Origin of the sequence: Nocardioides sp. CCNWLW216 (genome assembly GCF_037120545.1) — a bacterium.
Lineage (GTDB): Bacteria > Actinomycetota > Actinomycetes > Propionibacteriales > Nocardioidaceae > Nocardioides > Nocardioides lianchengensis.
Genome location: NZ_JBBBBJ010000014.1, coordinates 113062 through 132559, shown reverse-complemented (window position 1 = coordinate 132559; position 19498 = coordinate 113062). Strand labels below are relative to the sequence as shown.

Below are 19498 nucleotides of genomic sequence, written 5' to 3'. Positions count from 1 at the left end.
CCATTCGTCCGGAGGTCGAAACGTAGCATCAGGACACGTCCTTCACGGCGCGACTCCACTGTTGCAGCGCGCGGTAGGTCTCCGAGGGCCGCAGGTCCTCGTCGAGCAGCGTCCAGGACGCGGGATTCCAGGGCGTCGGGTGCAGGTAGTACCACGACAGCACCTCGACGTACGGCGTGCAGGTGACCGCCCCGAGCGCCTCGCCGAGGTACTCTGCGCGGGTGGCGTCGGGGACGCCGGCCGCCTCGCTCCAGGCAGTGGTCGACCAACCGAGCTCGCCGACGTAGATCGGGACGTCCTCGTCGCCGTGCTCGACCATCAGCTCGTGCACGTCGCGGTAGCCGAGCAGGCTCTCGTCGACCGTCCCGAAGGTGCCGCGGAAGCGCGAGGCCGACGGGCGCTCCAGCGGGGCCGCTCCGTCGGTGTAGGGGTGCAGCCCGAGCAGGTCGAACGGTCGCTCGTCGCCGAGGGCGTCGTAGGTCCGGGTGAGGAAGCCGAGGTCGTTGCCGGCCAGTCCCCCGCTGACGACGAGGACGCCCGGGTCGGCCGCGCGCACCGCGTCGTACGTCGTGGTCAGCAGGCGGGCGAAGGCCGCCGGGTCCGGACCGGTGGCCCAGAAGTCGGCGCTGTTGGGCTCGGTCCAGGCCTCGAGGAACGCCGCGCGCCCGTCGAGGTGCTCGACGACGTCCGTCACGAACCGGGACCAGCGGGCGAGCTCGACCGTCGACAGGGGCGGACGCCAGCCGGTCGGCCCGACCAGGTCGAGCCGCGCCGTCCGGGCCCACTCCGGGAGACCGGAGAGCTGCACGCGCACCGTGAGGCCGCGCGCCCGGGCGGCGTCGACGACCCGGTCGAGACCGGACCAGTCGTAGCCCCCGGCCTGCGTGGGGCGAGCCATCTGCCACGACACTCCGGTCGACACGACCGACGCGCCGGCGTCCACGGCCCGCGCCACCAGCCGCTCCACCTCGGCCTGCGACAGCAGCGGGCGGGCCGGGTCGCCGGTGGCCGCCTGCACGCCGAGGTCGACCAGCGGACCCGGGCGGGCCGACGTCGGCGGGCAGGCGACGGCGTCGGGGACCGCCTCGGCCTGCGACCCGGAGGACCCGCCGCGGGCCGCGACGACGCCGAAGGCCACCGCCACGACCAGGACCACGGCGGCGGACGCGAAGGCCCAGCTCGCGGCGCCCCGCTCGGAGTGCGCACGAGCCCGACCGGGCAGCGCCGGCAGCTGCCAGGGCAGTCCGCCGAGCGCTCCGCGCACGAGGGGTACGGCGAGCAGCGCCTCGAGGGCGATCGCGGCCAGCCAGCCCACGGCCAGCCCGGGACCGCCGCCGACCACGCCGCCGAGCGCCGCGCCGGTCACCTCGAGCACGACCGCGGCGCCGGCCAGCCGGGTGGCCAGCGCGAACCGGCGCTGGACCCGCCACAGCGCGACCAGGTGATCCTTGACGACCATCCACAGCCCGGCCGGCACGAGCAGCGCGAGCAGGATCCAGGACTGCTCGGCGTACCCGTCACCGAAGACGTGCAGGGCCGGTCGGCCGAGCACCCAGGCTCCCAGGCAGAGCAGCAGACTGAGCCCCAGCGAGGCGGGCAGGGTGGTGGACATGCTGGCGCGGAGCTCCTCGGGAGTGACCCGCGAGCCGTGCGCGAAGAGCGCGACCGCGAGCAGGTACGGCGGCAGGAAGACGAAGGTGGCCACCAGCCAGGCGATCGCGAACTCGGCGTTGCCGACCGACGACAGGGTGAGCGCCGCGACGACCGGCATCAGCTGCGGGCCCGCGGCGAGGGAGAGGTTGAGGCCGTGGTGCCGCAGCGCGGCCCGGCCGTACGACGTGACGTCGGCGCCGAGCGCCGGTCCGCCGGCGGCTCGGGGCAGCCGGAGGGCGAGGAGCGCGCCGCCGATCGAGACCAGCAGGGGCAGCACCCAGCAGACCATCAGCACGGTCGCGTCGCGGACGCCGCCGAGCAGCAGCGCGGCGGCCAGCGGGAACCGGAGGCCGGCCGCGACCGTGTTGCGGACGACCTGGACGCGGGAGCGGCGCAGCCCGAGGACGGCCTCGTCGAGGACGACGGCCCAGCCGGCGGCGACGACGCCCGCGACGAGCACCGGGGCCCCGAGGCCGTCCACGGCCGCACGCAGGTTGTCGCCCAGCGCTCCCCCCTGACCGAGGACGGCCACCAGCCCCCCGACGAGCGTGCCGGCGACCGCGACCGCGGCCAGCGCCCGCAGCACCAGCTGGTGCTGGCGGCCCGGCACGTGCCGCGGGAGCTCGGCGATCAGCAGGGTGCCGAGCCCGAGGGCCGTGGCCGTGCCGAGCAGGGTCTGGGTGCTGATCGCCGCCGCGGCGACGCCGACCTCGTGGCCCGGGACCAGCCGGGCCACCATGACCCAGAAGAGCAGGCCGAGTGCGGTGCCGATCACCTGGGCGCCCAACAGCGAGCGGAACGGGGCCAGGATCCCGCTGTCGGTCCGGGCCCTCACGAGAGCGTCCCGGTGACGGGCGGCGGGAGCGGCTGGTCGGGCAGCTGGTGCTCCCACGCGGCGCGGGTCGCCACGCCGGTCGCGGCGAGCAGCACCACGGCCGCGACCACGACCGGCCAGGGCACCCGCGGGACCCGCGGGCGGGCCGGCAGCCCGGCCAGCACGAGCACCCCGGCGAGCAGGACCAGCGACCCCGCGACCGGGGGCATCCCCAGCTGCACGCCGGCGGCGCCGACGAGCATCAGGGCGGGCAGGGCGAGCAGCAGGCAGGCCAGGTCGACGCGCCGGCGGACGACCAGCAGCAGGCCGACCAGCAGCAGGACGGCCGCCGCGCCCGCCTGGGCCGGGTTCCAGGACCCCGGCAGCCCGGGCGGCTCGCGGTCGGCCCAGGTCCGGGGCTCGCCGCGCAGCGAGCGGACGTCGTACACCCGGATCGGGCCGTCGAGCACCAGGTCGAAGCCGGGGGTGATCGCGAACTTTGTGATGCTGACCGGGTCGACGGTGACGGCGCCCGGGCCGAACGACGAGCCGGCCTCGAAGAACGAGCCGGAGCGCACGGTCTGGCCGGCGAGGCGGGTGTCGACCACGACGAAGTCGACCTCGCCCTCCCGGAGCAGGCCGAGCTCGGCGTCGGTCAGCCAGCGGGCCGCGAAGACCGGGGTCGCGTTGACCGATCCGGAGGTGCCGGTCACGGGCAGGACGGGGGCGAAGTTGGGCAGCACCCGGTTGAGCGTGGTGTCGGAGGCGATCCGCGAGCCCGCGGGCAGGTAGGTGCCGGCCCACTCCCCCACCGCGACCGCCTCGGCGTCCACCGAGCGCTGCTCGGCACCGGCGACGTACGGACCGGGGACCCGCTGCCAGTCCGGACCGCTGCCGAGGATCGTGCCGCCGAGCACCAGCACCACCGCGCCGGCCGTGACCAGCCCGCGCAGCTGGCCGGACCGCGACGCGACCCAGATCCCGACGACCAGGGCGAGTCCGAGGCCGACGAAGGTGGAGGCCCGGTCCGCGACCTCGGAGGCCGTGGGCGAGAAGCGCGTGAGCGGCAGTGCCGGGTAGACGACCGCCAGCCCGAGCGGCAGCAGCCGCACCGGCCGGCTGGGCAGGGTCCGCCCGCGCAGGCCGGCCCAGGCGGACGGCACCAGCAGCAGGCACCACAGCAGGATCGCCGCGGCCATCACACCGACCTGCCACACCGGAGCCGGGTCGCCCCCTCCGTCGGCGAGCAGCTGGCGGCCCGTGTCGAGCTGCAGGAGCGCCCGCAGCTCGGAGCCCGCGGTCTCGAAGACCGGCCCGAGGTACGACGCCAGCAGCGGCACGACCAGCGCGGTCCAGGCGGCGGTGACCAGCGCCGCCAGGGCGACCGTCGTCCCCGCGAGCCGGGCCCGACGCCGCTCGCGGCCGACCAGATGCAGCACCGCCAGGGCGGCCAGGCCGAGGAGGGCCAGCCAGGAGGTCAGGTGGTGGGTGACGGTCAGCGCGGCCAGGCACACCTGGGCGGCGACCAGCGGCAGCCACGGCCAGCGGGCGGGGTCGTCGTACGCGCGAAGCAGGAAGGCGGCCGCGGCGACGAGCAGCGCGACCGCGACCGTCTGGTAGCTGTACTGGGCGTTGAAGAAGTAGAACTGCGAGGTCGCGGCGTAGAGCAGCACGACCGTCGAGCCGACCCGGGTGGAGCCGCCGACCCGGCTCGCCAGCGCGAAGAGCGCCACCACGAAGGCGGCGCGGGCGAGGAGCACCACGGCGACCTGGCAGACCATCAGCGGGAGCCCGGTCAGCCAGGCCACCGCCGCCGTGGCCAGCTCCAGGCCCGGGTAGTGCGGGCTCACCGGCAGCATCGGGTTCGACGCGAACCAGCCGTCGCCGCCGGTCAGGCCGAGCAGCGTGGTGACGTGCAGCGACTCGTCGAAGCGGGTGGCCAGCACCGGGTTCGAGAGCAGGTACGACGCGTGCAGCAGCAGGGTCAGCGCGAGCGACCCGGCCAGCCGCTGGGTGCCGCTCAGCCCGCGGCCGGTGAGCACCGGCGCGAAGACGGCCACCAGCAGGACGAGGCCGCCGTACCAGGCGACCAGGGCGGGGCCGGTCGAGCCGGCCCAGCCCAGCGCGTAGCCGACCGCCTGGAGCAGCAGCGCGGCCGAGCCCGCCAGGGTCGCCAGGGCGACCGGGCGGCGCACGCGGGAGGGCGCGGCCGGCGAGGGCGCCGGCCGCTCGAGGGTCAGCGTCATGCAGCCCTCACGGGGATGGGGCCGGCGCCGGCGGGCAGCACCTCGGAGTAGAGGTCGGCCAGCGCAGTGGTGCAGCCCTCCCAGGTCGGCAGCTCGGCCGGCCCGGGGACGACCGGGGCGGTCAGCTGGGCGTCCAGCGCCGCCGCCACGGCCGCGGGGCCGGCCGCGGGATCCAGGCCCACGGCCCAGCCCCGGTCGGCGAGCTCGGTCAGGCCGGAGGTCCGGCTGACCACGACGGGCCGACCGGCGACCAGTGCCTCCATCACGGCCACCGGATGCGCCTCGTAGTCGCTGAGCAGCGCCACCACGCCGGCGTGGGCCAGCGCGTCGGCCATTGCGGCCCGGTCGACGGGCGGCACCAACCGCACGCTGACCCGGTCGGCGACTCCCAGCCGCGCGGCCAGGGCCAGGAGCTCGGCCTCGTAGGGGCCGCTGCCGAGGATCTCGACCCGGGCGCCGGGACGGGTCTCCAGCAGGTGCGGCAGCGCCTCGATCACCCGGTGGTGCCCCTTGTAGCGCTCCAGGCGCCCGGCGCTGACCACCAGGTCGGCCTCCGGCTGGACGATCTCGTGCACCGGGGGCAGGGCGCCGCCGTTGCGGACCAGGCGGACCCGCGGCTCGGGACCGACGACCGCCTGGAAGCGGGCGACCTCGAAGTCGGAGACGCCGACCAGCGCGCGAGCCCGGCGCAGCAGGGGCGCGAGCAGCCGGAACTGGGTGCTGCGCGCCCGGGAGCGGAAGGCCGAGGACGACCCGCCGCTGTGGAAGGTGAGCACGAACGGCGTACGCCGCAGCACCGCGGCCAGCATGGCCAGCGGCGGCACCAGGGTGTGGATGCCCTGGACGTGCACCAGGTCGGCCCGGGTGCGCAGGACGGCCAGAAGGAGACCGGGGCTGAGGTACCAGTCGCGGGTGCGCGGGTAGGCCCGGAAGCGACGGACGACGTACCCCTCGACGCGCTCGGCGCGGGGCAGCGTGCCGCTGCGGTCGGTGGTCAGCACCTCGACGTCGACGCCGGCCTCGGCCAGGCGTCGAGCCACCTCGGCGACGTGCGCCTCGATGCCGCCGATCTCGGGCTGGCTGCGGGCGGTGACCATCGCGACGCGGGTCGCGCCGCTCATGACGCGATGGAGACGCGGCGGCGCGCAGCGGCACCGACCGGAGCCGGTACGGCGCGGGCGCGGGCGCGGCGGTGCTCGGTGCGGACCGTGCGCAGCACCCGCAGCCCGTCGGAGACCGCGTGCAGGTTGCTCTCGCCGAAGATCCGGAGCCGCTCGACGCTGGGCACCTCGGTGATCGCGACCCGGGCCGCCGCGAAGCGGCAGTTGATCACGGTCTCGATCTCGAAGCCGTCGCCCCACAGCATCTTGCCGCTCGCCGGGCCCGGGACGTCCGGGTCGGGCAGGTCGAGCACCGGCAGCTGGTCGGCCCAGAAGGCGTTGTAGCCGTAGCAGAGGTCGCTGAAGGCGGTGCCGAACGCCCGGTTGGTCACGGCGTTGAGGAACTCGTTGCCGGCCCGGCGGACCGGCGTGATGTCGGCGCTGCCACCGCCGGCGCAGAAGCGACTGCCCTTCGCGAAGTCGGCGCCGGCCCGCAGGGCGTCGACGAAGCGCGGGATCTCCGCGGGGTCGGCGCTGCCGTCGGCGTCGAACATCACGACGACGTCGCCCGTCACCCGGGCGAAGCCGGCCGCCAGGGCGTTGCCCTTGCCACGGCGGACCTGGGTCACCACCTCGATCCCGGGCATCACCTCCCGGCCGACGGCGACGGTGCCGTCGACCGAGCCGCCGTCGACGAGGACGACCTGGTGCACCTCTGGCAGCTCGGGCAGCACCCGGGTGAGGTTGCGGGCCTCGTTGAGCGCGGGGATCACCACGCTGATGCGCGGGTCGTCCGGTCGGTCCGTTCGTGGTCGGTGCGCGTGCGGCTGCATCTGGTCCAAGACCCCCCAAGGTCGCCATGGGGGTGCCACGGTCTTGACCCCCCGGTCGCGCCGACCGGGTTGCGACCGGCGCCACTAGACCCCTGCCCGACCTGGGTGGCCTTTACACACGATTCGACGTGCGACGGCTCACTTCAGTGAACATTTGTACTTCAACATGCGCCCGGGGGTGTCCGGCAGGCTCAGCGGGTGAGCAGGGGATCCAGCGCGACCGCGACGAAGAGCAGCGTGAGGTAGAGGTTCGAGTGGTGGAACAGCCGCATCGGCTGGATCACCGAGAGGTCCTCGGTGCCCTTGGTCCGCCGCCACATCCGGTGCGCCTCGACCAGGAAGACCGCGCCCAGGATCGCGGCTGCGACCGGGTACACCGGTCCGGTGCTCGCGACCGGCCACAGCAGCAGCGAGGTCGCCACCATCACCCAGCTGTAGAGGACGATCTGCCGGCCGACCTCGCGGGCCGGCTTCACGACCGGCAGCATCGGGACGTCGACGTTCGCGTAGTCCTCGCGGTATCGCAGAGCCAGCGCCCAGGTGTGCGGCGGGGTCCAGAAGAAGACCACCATGAAGAGCACGACCGGCGTCCAGGACAGCGACCCGGTGACGGCGGTCCAGCCGATCAGGGTCGGGAAGCAGCCGGCGATCCCGCCCCAGACGATGTTCTGGGTGGTGCGCCGCTTCAGCAGCATGGTGTAGCCGAAGACGTAGAACGCGATCGCGGTCACCGACAGCACGGCCGACAGCGCGTTGACGCCGACGTAGAGCACCACGGTCGAGAGGATGCCGAGGACGAACCCGAAGACCAGGGCCGCCCGGGGCGACACGATGTGCCGCGGCAGCGCCCGCCGACGGGTACGACGCATCTGCTCGTCGATGTCGCGGTCGTAGACGCAGTTGAAGACCGAGGCCGAGCCGGCCGAGAACGTGCCGCCGAGCACGGTCCACACGACGGCGTCGAGGTCGGGGACCCCACGGGCCGCGTAGAACATCACCGGCACGGTGGTCAGGAGCAGCAGCTCGATGACCCGCGGCTTGGTGAGGCCGACGTACGCCATCACGACGTCGCGGAAGGACGCGCGGGCTCCGGGCTCCCCCGGGTCGCTCTGCTGGGCTGCAGAGGCCGACTGGCCGACGTACGTCACAGGTGTCCTCAGCAGATCTCGGGAGCGTGGAGCGGGTGTGAGTCTATCGCGCGGCGTGAGTAGGCTCGGAGGTGCCTGATCACCCCGGAGAGGAACCCCGTGAGCACTGCTGCTGGACTGGACTGGACCGAGCTCGACGAGAAGGCCGTGGACACCGCGCGGGTGCTGGCGATGGACGCCGTGCAGCAGGTCGGAAACGGCCACCCCGGAACGGCCATGAGCCTCGCCCCCGCGGCGTACCTGCTCTTCCAGAAGGTGATGCGCCACGACCCGGCCGACCCGACCTGGATCGCCCGCGACCGCTTCGTGCTGTCGTGCGGTCACTCGAGCATCACGCTCTACACGCAGCTCTACCTCGGTGGCTTCGGCCTCGAGATCGAGGACATCAAGGCGCTGCGCACCTGGGGCTCGAAGACGCCCGGCCACCCCGAGCTCGGCCACACCGCCGGCGTCGAGGTGACCACCGGACCGCTGGGCCAGGGCGTCGCCAACGCCGTCGGCATGGCCCTGTCGGCCCGCCGCGTGCACGGTCTGCTCGACCCGAAGGCCGCGCCGGGCGAGAGCCTCTTCGACCACCAGGTCTACGCGCTCTGCTCCGACGGCGACCTGCAGGAGGGCGTCAGCGGCGAGGCGAGCTCGATCGCCGGCACCCAGCAGCTCGGCAACCTGACGGTGATCTACGACCGCAACAAGATCTCGATCGAGGGCGACACCGACATCGCCTTCACCGAGGACGTCGCCGCGCGCTACGAGGCCTACGGCTGGCACGTCCAGACCGTCGACTGGACCAACGGCGGCAAGAAGTACGTCGAGGACGTCCCCGCCCTGTACGACGCCGTCCGCGCCGCGGGCGAGGTGACCGACAAGCCGTCGCTCATCGTGCTCGACACGATCATCGCCTGGCCCGCCCCGAACGCCCAGGGCACCGAGAAGGCCCACGGGTCCGCGCTCGGCGACGCCGAGGTCGCGGCCACCAAGGAGATCCTGGGCTGGGACCCGGAGCAGCGCTTCCAGGTCCCGCCCGAGGTCATCGAGCACACCCGGGCGCTGCGCACCCGCGGCTCCGGCTGGGGCCGGGAGTGGGACGAGAAGTACGCGGCCTGGGCGAAGGCCAACCCCGAGGGCGAGCAGCTGCTCCACCGGCTGAAGAGCCGCGAGCTGCCCGAGGGCCTCGCCGACCTGCTGCCGACCTTCGAGGCCGACGCCAAGGGCGTGGCCACCCGGGCCGCCTCCGGCAAGGTCATCAACGCGCTCGCCGGCGCCCTGCCCGAGCTGTGGGGCGGCTCGGCCGACCTGGCCGGCTCCAACAACACCACCATCACCAGCGCCCCGTCGGTCGGACCGGCCGTCGCCGAGGTCGGCGAGTGGTCCACCGACCCCCTCCAGGGCCGCGTGCTCCACTTCGGCATCCGCGAGCACGGCATGGGCGCGATCATGAACGGCATCGCGGCCGACAAGCTGACCCGCGTCTTCGGCGGCACCTTCCTCACCTTCTCCGACTACATGCGCGGCTCGGTCCGCGTCGCGGCCCTCAGCAAGCTGGCCGTGACCTACGTCTGGACCCATGACTCCATCGGACTCGGCGAGGACGGCCCGACCCACCAGCCGATCGAGCACCTGGCCGCGCTGCGGGCCATGCCGGGCCTCGACGTGATCCGCCCGGCCGACGCGAACGAGACGGCCGCCGCGTGGCTGGCCGTTCTGCACCACCTCGACCGGCCGTCGGCCCTGATCCTGACCCGCCAGAACGTGCCGGTCTTCCCGCGCGGCACCGACGGCTTCGCCACGACCGACGACGTCGCCAAGGGCGGTTACGTCCTGGTCGACGCCGAGAGCGGCGACCCCGACGTCGTCCTGATCGGCACCGGCTCCGAGGTCCAGCTCGCCGTCGAGGCGCGCGAGCTGCTGGCCGCCGACGGCATCTCGGCGCGCGTCGTGTCGATGCCCTGCCAGGAGTGGTTCGAGGAGCAGTCGGTGGCCTACCGCGAGACCGTCATCCCGCCGACCATCAAGGCGCGCGTCGCCGTCGAGGCCGGCGTCAAGCAGGGCTGGCGCGAGTACGTCGGCGACCACGGCCGGATCGTCTCGATCGACCAGTACGGCGCGTCGGCCGACTACGCCCGCATCTACACCGAGTACGGCGTCACCGCGCAGGCCGTGGCCGACGCCGCCCGCGACAGCATCCGGGTCGCCACCGTCTGATCCGGTGTCCGACCCGCTGCACCCCACCAGCACCCACCTCAGGAGGAACCCATGAGTGACCGCTTGGAAGCGCTGGCCAACGCCGGCGTGTCGATCTGGCTCGACGACCTGTCCCGCGAGCGCATCGAGACCGGCAACCTGGCCGATCTGGTCAAGGAGAAGTCGGTCGTGGGGGTGACCACCAACCCGACCATCTTCGCGAGCGCCATCGCCAACGGCGAGCGCTACGACGAGCAGGTCCGCAAGCTCGTCGCGGCCGGCGAGCCCGTCGACAAGGTGATCTTCGAGCTCACCACCGAGGACGTCCGCAACGCGTGCGACGTGCTCGCGCCGGTCGCCGAGCGCACCGCCGACGACGGCCGTGTCTCGATCGAGGTCGAGCCCGACCTGGCCAACGACACCGAGAAGACCATCGCCTCGGCGCAGGCCCTCTGGAAGGCCGTCGACCGGTCGAACGCGTTGATCAAGATCCCGGCGACCAAGGAGGGCCTGCCGGCCATCACCGCGGTCGTCGCCCAGGGCATCAGCGTCAACGTCACCCTGATCTTCGGCGAGCAGCGCTACCGCGAGGTCATGGACGCCTACCTCACGGGCCTGGAGCAGGCCCGCGACGCCGGCCTCGACCTCAGCGGCATCCGCTCGGTCGCCTCGTTCTTCATCAGCCGCATCGACACCGAGGTCGACGCCCGCCTCGACAAGATCGGCACCGACGAGGCGAAGGCGCTGAAGGGCAAGGGCGCCGTCGCCAACGCCCGCGTCGCGTACGCCGCCTTCACCGAGGTCCTGGCCAGCGACCGCTGGGCCGTCCTCGCCGAGGCCGGCGCGAACCCGCAGCGCCCGCTGTGGGCGTCGACCGGGGTCAAGAACCCCGACTACTCCGACACCCTCTACGTCACCGACCTGGTCGTGGCCGACACCGTCAACACGATGCCGGAGAAGACCCTCGAGGCGTTCGCCGACCACGGCGAGGTGCACGGCGACCAGGTCACCGGCAAGGCCGACGAGGCCCGCCAGGTCCTCGACGAGCTGACCGCCGCCGGCATCGACTTCGAGAACGTCCTGTGGACGGTCGAGCAGGAGGGCGTCGACAAGTTCAAGAAGTCGTGGACCGAGCTCGTGGAGACCGTCGAAGGGCAGATGGAGAAGGCCCGCTCGTGACCGACGCCCCGGTGGACCCGACCTCGACGGCCGCCTGGGGCCGCCTCACCGAGCTGGCTGAGGCCTTCGAGCCCGACCTGCGCTCCTGGTTCGCCCAGGACGCGGGTCGGGTCGAGCGGCTCACCTTCGGGGCGGGCGACCTGGTCGTCGACCTCTCGAAGGCACTGCTCGACGCCGACGTCCTCGCCGCCCTGCTGGACCTGGCCGACGAGGTCGGCCTGGCCGAGCGACGGGAGGCGATGTTCCGCGGTGAGCACATCAACGTCACCGAGGACCGCGCCGTCCTGCACACCGCCCTGCGGCTGCCGGCCGACGCGACCCTCGTGGTTGACGGGCAGGACGTCGTCGCCGACGTGCACGAGGTGCTCGAGCGGGTCTACGCGTTCGCCGAGCAGGTCCGCAGCGGCGCCTGGACCGGCGTCACCGGCGAGCGGATCCGCACGGTCGTCAACATCGGGATCGGCGGCTCGGACCTCGGCCCGGTGATGGCCTACGAGGCGCTGGCGGCCTACCGCCAGGACGGCCTGGAGTGCCGGTTCATCAGCAACATCGACCCGACCGACGCGGCCACGACGCTGTCCGGGCTGGACCCGTCCACGACCCTGTTCATCGTCTCGAGCAAGACCTTCGGCACCCTGGAGACGCTGACCAACGCGCGACTGGCCAAGGCCTGGCTGCTCGAGGGCCTGGCCGGCCAGGACGAGGCGGACGCCGTACGACGGCACTTCGTCGCGGTCTCGACCGCGCTCGACAAGGTGGCCGACTTCGGGATCGACCCCGCCAACGCGTTCGGCTTCTGGGACTGGGTCGGCGGCCGCTACTCGATGGACTCCGCGATCGGCACCTCGCTCGTGGTGGCGATCGGCCCGGACCGGTTCGCCGAGCTGCTGGCCGGCTTCCACGCGATGGACGAGCACTTCCGCACCACCGAGACCGCGCACAACGTGCCGGCCCTGATGGGGCTGCTCAACGTCTGGTACACCAACTTCCTCGGCGCCCAGACCCACGCGGTGCTCCCCTACGCCCAACTGCTGCACCGGTTCCCGGCCTACCTCCAGCAGCTGACCATGGAGTCGAACGGCAAGGGCGTGCGCTGGGACGGCACCCCGGTCACCGCCGACACCGGCGAGGTGTTCTGGGGCGAGCCCGGCACCAACGGCCAGCACGCGTTCTACCAGCTGATCCACCAGGGCACCCGGCTCATCCCGGCCGACTTCATCGCGTTCGCGAACCCGTCGTACCCCTTGCAGGACGGCGACACCGACGTGCACGAGCTGTTCCTGGCCAACTTCCTGGCCCAGACCCGGGCGCTGGCCTTCGGCAAGACCGCCGACGAGGTCCGGGCCGAGGGCACCGCAGAGGCCGTCGTACCGGCCCGCGTGTTCGAGGGCAACCGGCCGACCACCTCGATCATCGCCCCCGAGCTGACCCCGTCGGTCCTCGGTCAGCTGATCGCGCTCTACGAGCACCTCACCTTCGTGCAGGGCGTGGTCTGGGGCATCGACAGCTTCGACCAGTGGGGCGTCGAGCTCGGCAAGCAGCTCGCCCAGCAGGTCGGGCCGGCGATCGCCGGCGACGCCGACGCCCTCGCCGAGCAGGACGCGTCCACGCGCGCCCTGATCGCCTACTACCAGGAGCACCGGCGCCGATGACGCCTCCGCCGTACGTCAACCCGCTGCGCGACCCCGCCGACCGCCGCCTGCCCCGGATCGCCGGGCCCTGCGGCCTGGTCCTCTTCGGGGTGACCGGCGACCTGTCGCGCAAGAAGGTCATGCCGGCCATCTACGACCTGGCCAACCGGGGGCTGCTGCCGCCCGGGTTCAGCCTGGTCGGGTTCGCCCGCCGTGACTGGGCCGACCAGGACTTCGCCCAGATCGTCCACGACTCGGTGAAGGAGCACGCGCGCACCGAGTTCCGCGAGGAGGTCTGGCGCCAGCTCGCCGAGGGCATCCGCTTCGTGCCGGGCGCCTTCGACGACGACCAGGCCTTCGCCCAGCTGCGCCGGACCATCGAGGAGCTCGACGAGCTGCGCGGCACCGAGGGCAACCACGCCTTCTACCTCGCGATCCCGCCGGGCGCCTTCGGGCAGGTCGTCGGCCAGCTCGACGAGCACGGCCTGGCCCGGGCCTCCGACGGGTCCTGGCGGCGGGTGGTCATCGAGAAGCCGTTCGGTCACGACCTGGCCTCCGCCCAGGAGCTCGACCGGGTGCTGGCCGGGGTCTTCTCCGAGGACTCGGTCTTCCGCATCGACCACTACCTCGGCAAGGAGACGGTCCAGAACATCCTGGCCATCCGGTTCGCCAACGAGATGTTCGAGCCGCTCTGGAACGCCAACTACGTCGACCACGTGCAGATCACCATGGCCGAGGACGTCGGGATCGGCGGGCGCGCCGGCTACTACGACGGCATCGGCGCCGCCCGCGACGTGATCCAGAACCACCTGCTCCAGCTGATGGCCCTGGTCGCCATGGAGGAGCCGACGTCCTTCGACGCCGAGAGCCTGCGGATCGAGAAGCAGAAGGTGCTCTCCTCGGTGACGCTCCCCCGCCGCCTCGACCTCACCACCGCCCGCGGGCAGTACGCCGCCGGCTGGGCCGGGGGCCAGAAGGTCGGCGGCTTCCACGACGAGGACGGCGTCGCCGCCGACTCCACCACCGAGACGTACGCCGCCGTCACCCTGCACGTCGCCACCCGCCGCTGGGCCGGTGTGCCGTTCTACCTCCGCACCGGCAAGCGCCTCGGCCGTCGGGTCACCGAGGTCGCGGTCGTCTTCAAGCGCGCTCCGCACCAGCCGTTCAGCGAGAACTCGACCGAGGAGCTGACCCAGAACGCCCTGGTGATCCGGGTCCAGCCCGACGAGGGCATGACCGTCCGGTTCGGCTCCAAGGTGCCCGGCACCCAGATGGAGATCCGCGACGTCAACATGGACTTCGTCTACGGCGGCACCTTCACCGAGTCGTCGCCGGAGGCCTACGAGCGGCTCATCCTCGACGTGCTGTTGGGCGACCCGCCGCTCTTCCCGCGCAGCGAGGAGGTCGAGCTGTCCTGGAGGATCCTGGACCCGATCCTCGAGGCGTGGGCCAAGAAGGGGACGCCGGAGCCGTACGCCTCCGGCGGCTGGGGACCCGAGTCCGCGGACAAGATGCTGGCCCGCGACGGCCGGACCTGGAGAAGGCCATGATCGAGCTCCTGGACACCAACTCCTCGAAGATCGCGGCAGAGTTCCTGCGCGCCCGGACCCGGGCCGGCAGCCCCGCGATGGGCATGGTGATGACCCTGGTCATCGTGGTCGACGAGGACGACGCCGAGGACGCCATGCGGGTCGCCCGCGAGGCCGCCCACGAGCACCCCGCCCGGGTGCTCGGCGTGATCCTCGGCGACGCACGCGGAGCGGGCGTCGTGAACGCCCAGGTCGGCACCGGCTCGGGCTGGACCGGCGAGACCGCGCTGATCCGGCTGAAGGGCGAGGTGGTCAAGCACCCGGAGTCCGTCGTACTGCCGCTGCTGCTGCCGGACTCGCCGGTCGCCGCGTGGTGGCCGACCGACCCGCCCGAGGACCCCGCCGCCGACCCGCTCGGCCGGCTGGCGCAGCGCCGGATCACCGACGCCGCCGGGGCGACCAAGGCCCGCACGAAGGCCATCCACGTGCAGTGCGCCCGCTACACGCGCGGCAACACCGACCTGGCCTGGACCCGGATCACCCCGTGGCGCGCCCTGCTCGCCGCGGCCCTCGACCAGCACCCGCTGAAGGTCACCGGTGCCTCGGTGGCCGGCGAGAAGGTGAGCCCGTCGGCCGACCTGCTGGTCGCCTGGCTGGCCCACCGCCTCCGGATCCCCGTCGAGCGGACCACCACCGCGGGTCCCGGCATCACCGAGGTGGTGCTGGAGACCGCCGCGGGACCGATCCGGATCTCGCGCGCCGACGGCAAGAACGCGACCTTCGCGACCCCCGGTCGGCCGGACCGCCCGATCGCCCTGAAGCGGCGTGACCTGCCCCAGCTGCTCGCCGAGGAGCTGCGTCGCCTCGACGAGGACGACGTGTACGCCGCCACCGCCCGCTACCTGGCCCAGCAGGACCAGCAGACCGCGCCCACCCGGAAGAAGGCCTCGTCGTGACCGTCTCCCCCCGCATCGAGGTCCACCCGGACGCCGCCGACCTGGCCACGGCGGTGGCGGGCGAGCTGCTGTCCCGGCTGGCCGACGCCCAGGACGCCGGCCGGGTCCCCCACGTCGGGCTGACCGGCGGCAGCATCGCGGAGGCGATCCACCGCGAGATCGCCCGGCTCTCCCCCGGCTCCGAGGTCGACTGGACCCGGGTCGTGGTCTGGTGGGGCGACGAGCGGTTCGTCGCCCCGGACTCCGCCGACCGCAACGCGGTCGACGCCCGTGCGGCGTTCCTCGACGCGCTGGGCGTCCCGGCCGAGCACGTGCACGAGATGCCGTCGACCGCCGACGCGCCGGACGTCGACGCCGCCGCCGCGTCGTACGCCGCCGAGCTGCGCGAGCACGGGGCCGGCCAGTTCGAGGTGCTGATGCTCGGCATGGGCCCCGACGGCCACGTCGCGTCGCTCTTCCCCGGTCACCCGGCGCTCGACGTCACCGGCCAGGTGGCGGTCGGGGTCACCGGCTCCCCCAAGCCGCCGCCCGAGCGGGTCACGCTGACCTTCGACGCGCTCAACCGCTCGGCGTCGGTGTGGTTCCTGGTCAGCGGCGAGGGCAAGGCCGAGGCGGTCGCCCGCGCCCACGCCGGCACCGCCGACGCGCCGGTCGACCCGCACGACGTCCCGGCGGCCGGCGTGACCGGCCAGGAGGAGACCATCTGGTTCCTCGACCGGGCCTCCGCGTCCCTGCTCTGACACGGATGGGGGCGCACCACCCGCGGCACGCGACGACCGACTCGCGGTGGATGCGCCGCCTGACCCTCGCCGTCGTCCTGCCCCTGGCCGTCGTCACCCTCGTCGCGGTCGTGTGGCTCTGGCCCTCGGACGGACCCGACCGCGCCGACTCGGCCGCCGAGGAGTTCTCGGGGCTCGTGACCGGCCTGGACCGGCAGCCCTGCACCGAGGAGCTCAGCGACGACGTCAACGGCTGCGGCACCGCGACGGTCGAGCTGACCGAGAGCGGGCAGACCCGGGAGCGCGACGTCGCGCTGCCCAACGGCGCCGGCGCGCCCCGGGTGGCCGAGGGCGACCAGGTGGTGCTGATCGCGACGCCGGGGCCGGACGGGGCGTCGTACACGATCGTCGACCACCGGCGCGGCAGCCAGATGTGGGTCCTGGCGATCGCGTTCGCCCTGGCGGTGGTCGCGTTCGGCCGCTGGCGCGGCCTGCTGGCGCTCGGGGGGCTCGCCGTGACCTTCGGAGTGCTCCTCGCCTTCGTGGTCCCCGCGATCCTGGCCGGTGAGTCACCGCTGCTCGTGGCCGTCGTCGGCTCCGCCCTGATCGCCCTGGTCGTCCTGTACCTCACCCACGGCCTCACGCTCTCGACGACGGTCGCGCTCGTCGGAACGCTCGGCAGCCTGGCGCTGACCGGGCTGCTCGGCTACGGAGCCGTCGCCGCGCTGCACCTCACCGGCGTCACCGACGACCTCTCCGCCTCCGTCGGGGACACCTACGGCGTCGACACCGCGGGCCTGCTGCTGGCCGGCATCGTGATCGGCTCGCTCGGCGTGCTCGACGACGTCACCATCACCCAGGCCGCCACCGTCGCCGAGGTCAAGCAGGCGGATCCGTCGTACGGCTTCCGGCAGCTCTACCGCGCCGGCAGCCGCGTCGGTCGGGCCCACGTCGCGTCGGTGGTCAACACCATCGTCCTGGCGTACGCCGGCTCCTCGCTGCCCCTGGTGATCCTCATCGTCGCCAGCAACGACTCGCTCGGAGGCGTCGTCACCAACCAGGTCATCGCGCAGGAGATCGTGCGCAGCGCGGTCGCGACCCTCGGCCTGGTCGCCGCGGTGCCGATGACCACGGCACTGGCCGCGCTCACGCTCACCCGCGTCCGCTGAGATGGCGAGGGCCGAGGGGGCGTGCAGGCGAGCAGTGCTCAGCGCGTGCGTGATGAGCACCGCGGAGCGTGCGATCCCTCGGACCTCGTCATCTGAGCCCCCGGCGGACGTCGGTCAGGAGGTCGGCGAACGTCCGGCCCGGCCACTCCGGGAGCTCGCAGCCAGCCCGGTCGACGACCAGCTTCTGGGGGTGCCGGCCGTCGAGCAGGACGGCGGCGTCCGTCGTACCGTGGCGGCGCTCGGGGCGCGAGGCGACCAGCACCCGGAGACCCGCCGGCAGAGCGGCCTGCACCTCGGCCAGCGTGGGGTGCGGATCTTGCCGGAGTGGTGTCCCGTCGGGCCGCAGTGCCTCGTCCCCCCGAGGCAGCGAGACGTCGACCGCGGGTCCATGCACGATTCCCTCACCGTCCTTGAGCACCTGCAGGACGCTCACGCCCACCAGCACCGCGCGGTGCCGCACCGGACCGTGCCAGGCGGCCGTCACCCGGTCCGGCCCGGCCGCAACCCGCTCGATCACGCCGACCAGGACCACTGGCTGGTCCGCGACCAGGCGCTGGGGAGTACGCCAGGCGATCCCGTGCACCCCCTCGCGCAGCCGTCCCAGCACGTCGGTCCCCTCGCTGCCCATGCTCGGCTCCCTCGTCCCGGGCGAACTCACCGGTACCGACGATGACCCGTCGGCACCGCTCGCACACCCGACCGGCGAGGACGACGACGGGAGTTGGCACGCGGGTGACAAGTTCTCGGGACTTTGGTCCCGAGAAGTCCCGATCCGGCGGGGTTCTCCTCAACGCGTGACCGACGCCACCGATGGCCCAGACATGCCGACCACCCTTCGCCCGACCGGCGTCGAGCGCACCTTCGGGGCCGACGAGGTCATCGTGACCAAGACCGACCTCCAGGGCCGGATCACCTACGCCAACGACGTCTTCTGCCGTGTCTCGGCCTACCCCGAGAGCGAGATGCTCGGCAGCCCGCACAACATGATCCGCCACCCCGAGATGCCCCGCGGTGTCTTCCGGTTGCTCTGGCAGACCCTCGCCGAGGGCCGGGAGATCTTCGCCTACGTCGTGAACCTGGCCAGCGACGGCGCTCACTACTGGGTGCTCGCGCACGTCACCCCCAGCCTCGACGCCGCGGGCCGCGTGGTGGGCTACCACTCCAACCGTCGGCTCCCCGACCCGCAGGCGATCCGAGCCGTGCAGCCGGTCTACCAGCGGATGCTCCTCGAGGAGCGCCGCTTCACGAAGGCCCCCGAGGCCGCCGCCGCGGGACTGGCCCTGCTGGAGGCCCACCTCGCGGACCTCGACACGTCGTACGACGAGCTGGTGTGGAGCCTGACCTCGCGGTGCGCGGCATGAGGCGCCGCCGCGCGAGCGGTCCCGACGCCGCCGCCGTGCACGCCGCGGCCGCCTCCGAATGGCTGCGCACCTGCCGCGCCGCGGCCGACGGTGACCTGGAGGTGCGGGCGGCCGCCGTACCCGGCACGGACGGGCATCCGGACCTGCTGGAGCTGCGCACCGCGCTCAACCGGCTGCTCGACCGCACCGACGCCTACGTGCGCGAGTCCGCCGCCTCACTGGAGGCCGCCAGCGCCGGCCGCTTCTACCGACGGTTCCTGGCGGCCGGCACCCGCGGCGTCTTCCGCGCCGGCGCCGCCACCATCAACGCCGCCACGGCTGAGATGGCGGCGACCCAGGAACGTCTGGACGCCGCGACCGCCCGACGCCTCGAGCTCGCCGACCGGCTGGAGCAGACCGTCGCTCAGGTCGCCGAGCAGCTGGCCGCCGCCGCGACCGAGCTGAGCGCCACCGCCGCGGGGCTGTCCGACTCGGCCCGCCACGCGGTCACCCAGTCCGACGAGGCCGGCACGACCGTGCGCGGGCTGAAGGCGGCGTCCACCGAGATCCAGGACGTCGTCCAGGTGATCTCCTCGATCGCCGCCCAGACCCGGCTGCTGGCCCTCAACGCCACCATCGAGGCGGCCCGGGCCGGCGAGACCGGCCGCGGCTTCGCGGTCGTCGCCACCGAGGTGAAGTCGCTCGCCGACTCCACCGCCCGCTCGACCGAGCGGATCACCGAGCAGGTGCAGGCCATGCAGGAGGCCGCGGTCGCCAGCACCGCGGCGATGGGCACCGTGGAGACCACGGTCCGTGAGATGTCCCCGATGGTCGACGCCGTCTGGGTCGCCGTCGACGGCAGCCAGAGCACGGCCGCGGGGGTGGACGCCGGTCCGATGCAGGGCCTGGCCGAGCTGGCCGAGCTGCTGCGGGCCGAGGTCGGCGAGTTCGTGGACGAGCTGCGGAGCTGAGGAGCTGCTCGCGGGAGCAGGATCAGGTC

The 19498-nt window shown here is 73.5% G+C and carries 15 protein-coding genes; 9 read left to right on the top strand and 6 right to left on the bottom strand.

Features of this window, described 5'->3' with window-relative positions; all coding sequences use genetic code 11:
- Nucleotides 1-28 precede the first annotated feature (28 nt).
- The 5 genes from V7S47_RS24060 to V7S47_RS24040 form a co-directional block, all read right to left on the bottom strand.
- On the bottom strand, nt 29-2488 hold the full coding sequence (locus V7S47_RS24060; protein WP_336563960.1) for a hypothetical protein: 2460 nt from the start codon (nt 2486-2488) through the stop codon (nt 29-31).
- Entirely contained in the window at nt 2485-4713 is a 2229-nt protein-coding gene (locus V7S47_RS24055; RefSeq protein WP_336563959.1) for a hypothetical protein, read from the bottom strand. The genes V7S47_RS24060 and V7S47_RS24055 overlap by 4 nt, the downstream gene beginning before the upstream one ends.
- Nucleotides 4710-5834, bottom strand: coding sequence for a glycosyltransferase family 4 protein (locus V7S47_RS24050; RefSeq protein ID WP_336563958.1), 1125 nt, complete (start codon nt 5832-5834; stop codon nt 4710-4712). The genes V7S47_RS24055 and V7S47_RS24050 overlap by 4 nt, the downstream gene beginning before the upstream one ends.
- Nucleotides 5831-6646 carry a glycosyltransferase family 2 protein gene (locus V7S47_RS24045; protein ID WP_336563983.1) on the bottom strand — a complete coding sequence of 272 codons (816 nt, stop codon included), beginning with the start codon at nt 6644-6646 and terminating at the stop codon, nt 5831-5833. The genes V7S47_RS24050 and V7S47_RS24045 overlap by 4 nt, the downstream gene beginning before the upstream one ends.
- A 191-nt stretch (nt 6647-6837) precedes the next feature.
- Nucleotides 6838-7794 (bottom strand): heme o synthase, encoded by a 957-nt coding sequence (locus V7S47_RS24040; protein WP_336563956.1) that lies wholly within the window; start codon nt 7792-7794, stop codon nt 6838-6840.
- A 99-nt stretch (nt 7795-7893) separates the two neighbouring features.
- Here V7S47_RS24040 and tkt point away from each other — a divergent pair, with 99 nt between their 5' ends.
- The 7 genes from tkt to V7S47_RS24005 are packed head-to-tail and all read left to right on the top strand — an operon-like array spanning nt 7894 to nt 17158.
- Nucleotides 7894-9996, top strand: a complete 2103-nt coding sequence (gene tkt, locus V7S47_RS24035) for a transketolase (protein WP_336563955.1) — start codon at nt 7894-7896, stop codon at nt 9994-9996.
- Nucleotides 9997-10047: 51 nt separating this feature from the next.
- Nucleotides 10048-11154, top strand: a complete 1107-nt coding sequence (gene tal / locus V7S47_RS24030) for a transaldolase (protein ID WP_336563953.1) — start codon at nt 10048-10050, stop codon at nt 11152-11154.
- Complete coding sequence (pgi, locus tag V7S47_RS24025) at nt 11151-12806, top strand: glucose-6-phosphate isomerase (RefSeq protein ID WP_336563952.1); 1656 nt, start codon at nt 11151-11153, stop codon at nt 12804-12806. Before tal ends, pgi begins: the two co-directional genes overlap by 4 nt.
- On the top strand, nt 12803-14335 hold the full coding sequence (gene zwf, locus V7S47_RS24020; protein WP_336563951.1) for a glucose-6-phosphate dehydrogenase: 1533 nt from the start codon (nt 12803-12805) through the stop codon (nt 14333-14335). The genes pgi and zwf overlap by 4 nt, the downstream gene beginning before the upstream one ends.
- Complete coding sequence (locus V7S47_RS24015; RefSeq protein WP_336563949.1) at nt 14332-15270, top strand: glucose-6-phosphate dehydrogenase assembly protein OpcA; 939 nt, start codon at nt 14332-14334, stop codon at nt 15268-15270. The genes zwf and V7S47_RS24015 overlap by 4 nt, the downstream gene beginning before the upstream one ends.
- Nucleotides 15267-16010 carry a 6-phosphogluconolactonase gene (gene pgl, locus V7S47_RS24010; protein WP_090856117.1) on the top strand — a complete coding sequence of 248 codons (744 nt, stop codon included), beginning with the start codon at nt 15267-15269 and terminating at the stop codon, nt 16008-16010. Before V7S47_RS24015 ends, pgl begins: the two co-directional genes overlap by 4 nt.
- Before the next feature lie 5 nt (nt 16011-16015).
- Nucleotides 16016-17158: a YibE/F family protein gene (locus V7S47_RS24005; protein ID WP_336563947.1), complete on the top strand. Its 1143-nt coding sequence runs from the start codon at nt 16016-16018 to the stop codon at nt 17156-17158.
- An 88-nt stretch (nt 17159-17246) separates the two neighbouring features.
- Here V7S47_RS24005 and V7S47_RS24000 read toward each other — a convergent pair whose 3' ends face one another.
- Nucleotides 17247-17786: a hypothetical protein gene (locus tag V7S47_RS24000; protein WP_336563946.1), complete on the bottom strand. Its 540-nt coding sequence runs from the start codon at nt 17784-17786 to the stop codon at nt 17247-17249.
- A 193-nt stretch (nt 17787-17979) separates the two neighbouring features.
- On the opposite strand from V7S47_RS24000, the gene V7S47_RS23995 reads away from it, so the two are divergent.
- A complete protein-coding gene (locus tag V7S47_RS23995; protein WP_336563944.1) occupies nt 17980-18519 on the top strand; it encodes a PAS domain-containing protein in 540 nt (179 codons plus the stop codon).
- Nucleotides 18516-19469: a methyl-accepting chemotaxis protein gene (locus V7S47_RS23990; protein WP_336563943.1), complete on the top strand. Its 954-nt coding sequence runs from the start codon at nt 18516-18518 to the stop codon at nt 19467-19469. Before V7S47_RS23995 ends, V7S47_RS23990 begins: the two co-directional genes overlap by 4 nt.
- The last annotated feature ends 29 nt before the right edge of the window (nt 19470-19498 follow it).

Coding starts and splice junctions, on each gene's coding strand:
- V7S47_RS23990 (WP_336563943.1), top strand. CDS start 18,516: ATGAGGCGCCGCCGCGCGAGCGGTCCCGACGCCGCCGCCGTGCACGCC.
- V7S47_RS23995 (WP_336563944.1), top strand. CDS start 17,980: ATGCCGACCACCCTTCGCCCGACCGGCGTCGAGCGCACCTTCGGGGCC.
- V7S47_RS24005 (WP_336563947.1), top strand. CDS start 16,016: ATGGGGGCGCACCACCCGCGGCACGCGACGACCGACTCGCGGTGGATG.
- tal (WP_336563953.1), top strand. CDS start 10,048: ATGAGTGACCGCTTGGAAGCGCTGGCCAACGCCGGCGTGTCGATCTGG.
- V7S47_RS24000 (WP_336563946.1), bottom strand. CDS start 17,786: ATGGGCAGCGAGGGGACCGACGTGCTGGGACGGCTGCGCGAGGGGGTG.
- V7S47_RS24050 (WP_336563958.1), bottom strand. CDS start 5,834: ATGAGCGGCGCGACCCGCGTCGCGATGGTCACCGCCCGCAGCCAGCCC.
- zwf (WP_336563951.1), top strand. CDS start 12,803: ATGACGCCTCCGCCGTACGTCAACCCGCTGCGCGACCCCGCCGACCGC.
- V7S47_RS24045 (WP_336563983.1), bottom strand. CDS start 6,646: ATGCAGCCGCACGCGCACCGACCACGAACGGACCGACCGGACGACCCG.
- V7S47_RS24055 (WP_336563959.1), bottom strand. CDS start 4,713: ATGACGCTGACCCTCGAGCGGCCGGCGCCCTCGCCGGCCGCGCCCTCC.
- V7S47_RS24015 (WP_336563949.1), top strand. CDS start 14,332: ATGATCGAGCTCCTGGACACCAACTCCTCGAAGATCGCGGCAGAGTTC.